Source organism: Streptomyces sp. FH025 (assembly GCF_017427025.1).
In the GTDB taxonomy this organism is placed as follows: domain Bacteria; phylum Actinomycetota; class Actinomycetes; order Streptomycetales; family Streptomycetaceae; genus Kitasatospora.
In genome coordinates this window covers 1-4723 of the sequence record NZ_JAFLNG010000608.1, presented here as the reverse complement: position 1 = coordinate 4723, position 4723 = coordinate 1, and the positions used below count along the sequence as shown (strand labels likewise).

6 protein-coding genes and 1 pseudogene are annotated in these 4723 nt (G+C 69.4%); 6 read left to right on the top strand and 1 reads right to left on the bottom strand.

Going from position 1 to position 4723, the window contains the following annotated elements; all coding sequences use genetic code 11:
• Positions 1-1171: ROK family transcriptional regulator (locus J0670_RS30465; protein ID WP_207814973.1), on the bottom strand; the 1171-nt coding region annotated here is incomplete at its 3' end.
• 711 nt (positions 1172-1882) lie between these two features.
• Between J0670_RS30465 and J0670_RS30460 the strand changes: the two genes are divergently transcribed.
• The 6 genes and pseudogenes from J0670_RS30460 to J0670_RS30435 form a co-directional block, all read left to right on the top strand.
• Complete coding sequence (locus J0670_RS30460) at positions 1883-2182, top strand: Scr1 family TA system antitoxin-like transcriptional regulator (protein WP_243437742.1); 300 nt, start codon at positions 1883-1885, stop codon at positions 2180-2182.
• 13 nt (positions 2183-2195) lie between these two features.
• On the top strand, positions 2196-2393 hold the full coding sequence (locus tag J0670_RS30455; protein ID WP_207814969.1) for a DUF397 domain-containing protein: 198 nt from the start codon (positions 2196-2198) through the stop codon (positions 2391-2393).
• Between the two features lie 185 nt (positions 2394-2578).
• Entirely contained in the window at positions 2579-3811 is a 1233-nt protein-coding gene (locus J0670_RS30450; RefSeq protein ID WP_207814962.1) for a helix-turn-helix domain-containing protein, read from the top strand.
• Between the two features lie 165 nt (positions 3812-3976).
• Positions 3977-4114 (top strand): hypothetical protein, encoded by a 138-nt coding sequence (locus J0670_RS30445; RefSeq protein WP_207814960.1) that lies wholly within the window; start codon positions 3977-3979, stop codon positions 4112-4114.
• Complete coding sequence (locus J0670_RS30440) at positions 4111-4323, top strand: hypothetical protein (RefSeq protein ID WP_207814958.1); 213 nt, start codon at positions 4111-4113, stop codon at positions 4321-4323. The genes J0670_RS30445 and J0670_RS30440 overlap by 4 nt, the downstream gene beginning before the upstream one ends.
• 30 nt (positions 4324-4353) lie before the next feature.
• Positions 4354-4723, top strand: a pseudogene (locus J0670_RS30435) (hypothetical protein); the annotation flags it as partial.

The following is a 4723-nucleotide window of genomic DNA, read 5'->3' as shown; positions in this document are numbered from 1 at the left end:
CCTCGCGGGCGTCCGTGAGGGCGCGTTGCAGGGCGCCGAGCAGGACGGGCGAGCCGGGGAGGGCACTGCTGCGGATCTCCGGGCGGGCGATGCAGATCCGGGCCAGTTCGTCCTCGACGAGCGCGCGCAGCCGCTCGCCGCCCGCGGTCGGAACCGCGCCGGAGAGGACCACCAGCTGGGGGTCGACCACGGCGACGATGACGGCCAGCCCGACGGCGAGCCGCCCGGCGAGTTCGGTGAGGAGGGTGTCGCCCGCGCCCGGGGTCTCCAGGGCCTTGGCGATCGACTCCTCCGCGGTGGGCGCGCCGAGCCCGTGCTCGCGGGCCAGGGCGCGGACGGCGGGTGCGCCGACCAGGGCCTGGAACCCGCCGAACTTGCTGCGGCGGGAGACCGATTCGACCGGCGAGTCGGGCACCGGCATGTAGCCGACCTCCCCGGCGCCGCCGGTGAAGCCGCGGTGCAGCCGGCCGCCGATCATGATCGCGGCGCCGACGCCGGCGCCGGCCCAGAGCAGGACGAAGTCCTCGGAGCCCGCCGCCGCGCCGGAGGCCCGTTCGGCGACCGCGGCGAGGTTCACGTCGTTCTCGATCGACACCGGCGCGCCGATCGCCTCCGACAGCTCCTCGACCAGCCGCGGCGAGTGCCAGCCGGGCAGATGGGAGGCGTAGCGCAGCTTGCCGGTGACGGGGTCGGGGGCGCCGCCGACGCCGATCGCGACGGTGCGCAGGCTGCCCTCGGCGAGCCCGGCGGCCCGGCGGGCCTCGGCGACCGCGGCGGCGACTCTGGAGACGATCTCGGCGGCCGGGACACCTCTGGTCGGCACACTGTGCTCGACCAGCGTGGAGCCGGTGATGTCGGCGATGGCGACCCGGATCTCGCTGTTGGTGGCGTCCAGCCCGGCGACGTACCCGGCGGCCGGATTCACCTGGTACAGCTGGGCGTTGGGCCCGGGCCCGCCCGCCGTGGTGCCGACCGGCAGGACCAACCCGGCCGCCTCCAGGCGCGCCAGCAGCTGGGAGGCGGTCGGCTTGGACAACCCGGTCAGGGCGCCGATCTGGGTGCGGGAGAGCGGCCCGTTCTCCAACAGGAGTTCGAGCGCGGCTCGGTCGTTGATGGCGCGCAGCAGGCTGGGCGTGCCGGCGAGGGGGGCCTTGGCAGTGCTCTTGGTCATGCCCGGAATCCTCCTCTTTCGGCTGGTCGGGATGGCCCTCGGGTGGCGCTCGGGGCCCGTCTCCGGCGAACTGTTAGGAAACTTTCCAGTCGCTTGGGTAGGACCGTACGGTCCGCCTCAGCGGAGTGTCAATGGTCGACGGCCCAGAGGATGCCGAAGCGTTACCGGACGCCCCGCCTGTGGCGGGAGCGGGTGAACGCTCACCCAGTCTCGAAAAAGAAACTCACATAAAAAAGAGAAATAATCACGCCGCCCCTCCTTGAGCAAGGAGGGGCGGCGTGCCAATGAACGAAGCACAAAAGAAGATGGGGATTCTGGTGTGGCCCCTCGGCGTGCCGAGGGGCCACACTGACAAAGGAAGGCTCTACTCATGCTGCCCGCCTCGCCCGGGCGGCGAGGCGGGCAGCACCAAAAATCAGGCCAGCTACTAAAAATAGGGGCGGCGGCCTCCTCTGGAGAGGAGGCCGCCGCCAAAATGTGGGAGAGGAGAAGCTGGGTGTCGCCCCTCGGCATGCCGAGGGGCGACACCCAAAGAAAGCGCCGGATAAGTGCGAAGTGAGGCGAGGTGGACCCCTGCGTAGGAAGTCGGCCAGGCCGACTTCCTACGCAGGGGTCCGAAAAGGCTGTAGGTCAATCACTGTTCATTTCGCCGTCCCGCCGCGATCGTGATCGCGGCGGGACGGAAGACACGGCAGGGCAAACGGGAAACGGATGAGAAATGCGGGCCCCGCGTCACTGGACGCGGGGCCCGCCCCAAGGCCCGCTCACATCGACCTGAGAGTGATCCCGTTCGGCACCGGCAGCTACCCCAGCTCCGGCGCCGGGATCGTGTACTTCAACGCCGAGGTCGCACGACTGGACAGCGTCCAGGTCGATGGAGACAGGTCCGAGTTCATCGACACCGAGCCGCAGTTGATCAAATATCGAGCCGTGATGAATCGGTTGGAGGCAAGTGCGCTCCAGCCAGACGCATCTTGCGACCTCATTCGCCGTATCGCCCAGAGCATCTGAGAGAGGACCGAGCATGGCCGTTCACGATTGGCAGAAGTCCTCATTCAGTGGCGACGCCGCCAACTGCATCTACGTCTCAGCAACCACCGACCGCGTCATCAGAATCCGCGAAAGCGACGACCCCGGCACCATCATTACCACCAGGCCTGACACGCTCCGCGCCCTCATAAACGGCTTCAAGGCGGGGGAGTTCGACCACCTGACACCATAGCTTGCACGACGGCGGCTGCCTCCTGTGCCAGCACGTCGCTGTTCCGCCGGCGGCCAGGTCCCGGCACTGCCCTGGCTGGCCGCGTCGCCTTGGCCTGTGACGCGGCCTACCCCGAGGCGGTAGCTTCCTGGTAGCACCGCAGGCCCACCGAGCGGGTAGGCGGTCGCGAGCCTGGGAGGGCCGCCGTGCTGGAAGAGCGAGAGTCGATCGGCAATCGGGTGCGTCGGGCACGGCTCCGCTTGGGCATGACCCAGGCTGATCTGGCGGCCACGCTCGGCAGGACCCAGGGCTGGGTGTCGAAGGTCGAGAAGGGAGCCATCGAACTCGACCGGGCCGGCATCATCAACCAGATCGCAGCCGCACTCCATTGCCACCCCAACGACCTCATTGAGCGGCCCTTCGTCGCCGGAAAGGCGTCGGAGAACCAGTGGCAGGTGTCGGCGGCCTCCATCCTGCGGGAGCTTCGTCGGTACGACCTCACGCCTGTGTTCGACGGCCGGCCTCGTCCGGCGGTGGAGCTGTGGCGTGAGACGGAGCGCCTGCACCGACTGCGGGACGCTGCCGCCAACGTCGCCATCATGAAGGTGCTTCCGGACACGCTCCGCGAGGCGCGAGCCCTGGCCGAAGTGTCCACAGGCCATGAACGCGAAGAGGCGTTCGCGATCTATGCGATCGAGTGCAAGTTCGCGCACACAGCTGCCCACGTGCTCGGGCACCCCGAACTGGTCGCCATGGCCTGTGAGCGGGCCGCCTGGTCGGCCCGTCTGTCCGGCGACCCGGTGATGGAGGCGGTCGCGGACTGGATGCGCGTGTGGGACATGTGGGCCACCGCGGACTGGAATGACGCACTGGCGCTGTCCGACAAGGCGCTTCGACTCGTCGAGGACCAGTACCGCGCCAACGATCCACTGGCGGTGCGAGCTTGGGGGACACTGCACCTGCGCGCAGCCGTCTCGGCCGCACGCGCCGGCCACCGGCTGGAGGTCGAGGACCGTATCCAGCAGGCCTACACGGCAGCCGAGTTGATGGATGGCGGCCAGGCCGAGCCTCTCTTCGACCGGCACTCGCTGACTTTCTCCAGCGGAAACGTCCAGATCCACGCCGTATCAGTGCAGTTGGAGATGGGCGACCACGCCCAGGCGCTGATCCTCAACGAGCGCGCCGACCCAGCGAAGGTCGCTGCCCTGCCGGGCTCCCGGCGCGGCCACCACCACATGGACCTGGCCCGCGCCTGGCTGTGGGACGGCAACCGGGACAAGGCACTTCAGGCCCTGGAGACCGCTGAGAAGGTCGCCCCCCAGCTCGTACGCAACCACCCGATCGCGCGGGCCACCCTACGGAAGATCGTCTACGCGGAGCGGTCCGCCACCCGCGAGAAGCTCCGCCACATGTCCGACCGCTTCCACCTGGACGGATAAGGCAGTATTCCACTGATTCATATTCAGGTGTAGTCGCACACTTACCGTCTGTGGGCATGAGCGGACGACGCACAGCCCACGAGGACGCGTACGACCCCGAACCACCCTGGACGCCCCGCCTCGGCGATCTCGCACGACACCGCCACCGGCAAGGTGGGCGTCGTCGTGGACGTGCCCGGAGAGGGCGTCTACAGCTACCACCTGCGCCCCGCGGGCGTCGGCTGCGAGAAGGAGTGGACCGCTCCGAAGGACGGATCCACCCTCCGCCCCGCTGCCGTCCAGCGGCAGGCGAACAAGCGGTGACCACCGACACCGCGCCGTCGCGGCGTCCAGCCAGTGACTGCGGACGCCACCGTGACGTGGTGGGCGCCTCGCTCGCCGCGCTATGGGGCCTGGGCCACATCGTCACGCTCGCGCTGCTCGGGATTGTCGCCGAGCACCAGCTGGGCGGCGACCACCCCGTCGCGATGCCGCCCGCACGCGCACTTCCCGACCACGAACCGGCCGTGTGACTCGGCCGCACGCGAAGAACAGGAGAGGTGATGACCACAGCGCCCCTGACCGAACGGTCACCGGCCCGCGCGACCTGGGAGGAGACCGGCACCGTCGTCGTGCCGGGAGTCCTGGAGGGGGCCCGCTTCGAGGTGATCCAGGCCGAGACGCTGAGCCGACTCGACCTGACCACCCCGTACGTGCGCGAGGAGGCAACCGCGCACCGCGACGGATCGTTCGCCTCCCCGGTGCACTGCGGCTTCCTCCCGGCCGGCCCCGAACTGGAGCGGCTGGCCTACGACAAGCCGCTGCTCACGACCCTCCGCGAGGCAACCGGGCTCAGCCGACTGGTGCCGCGTGGTGGCGCCGTCGTGGTCTACCGCGAGGGCGACTTCCAGGGCTTGAACCGGACAGCGCGAA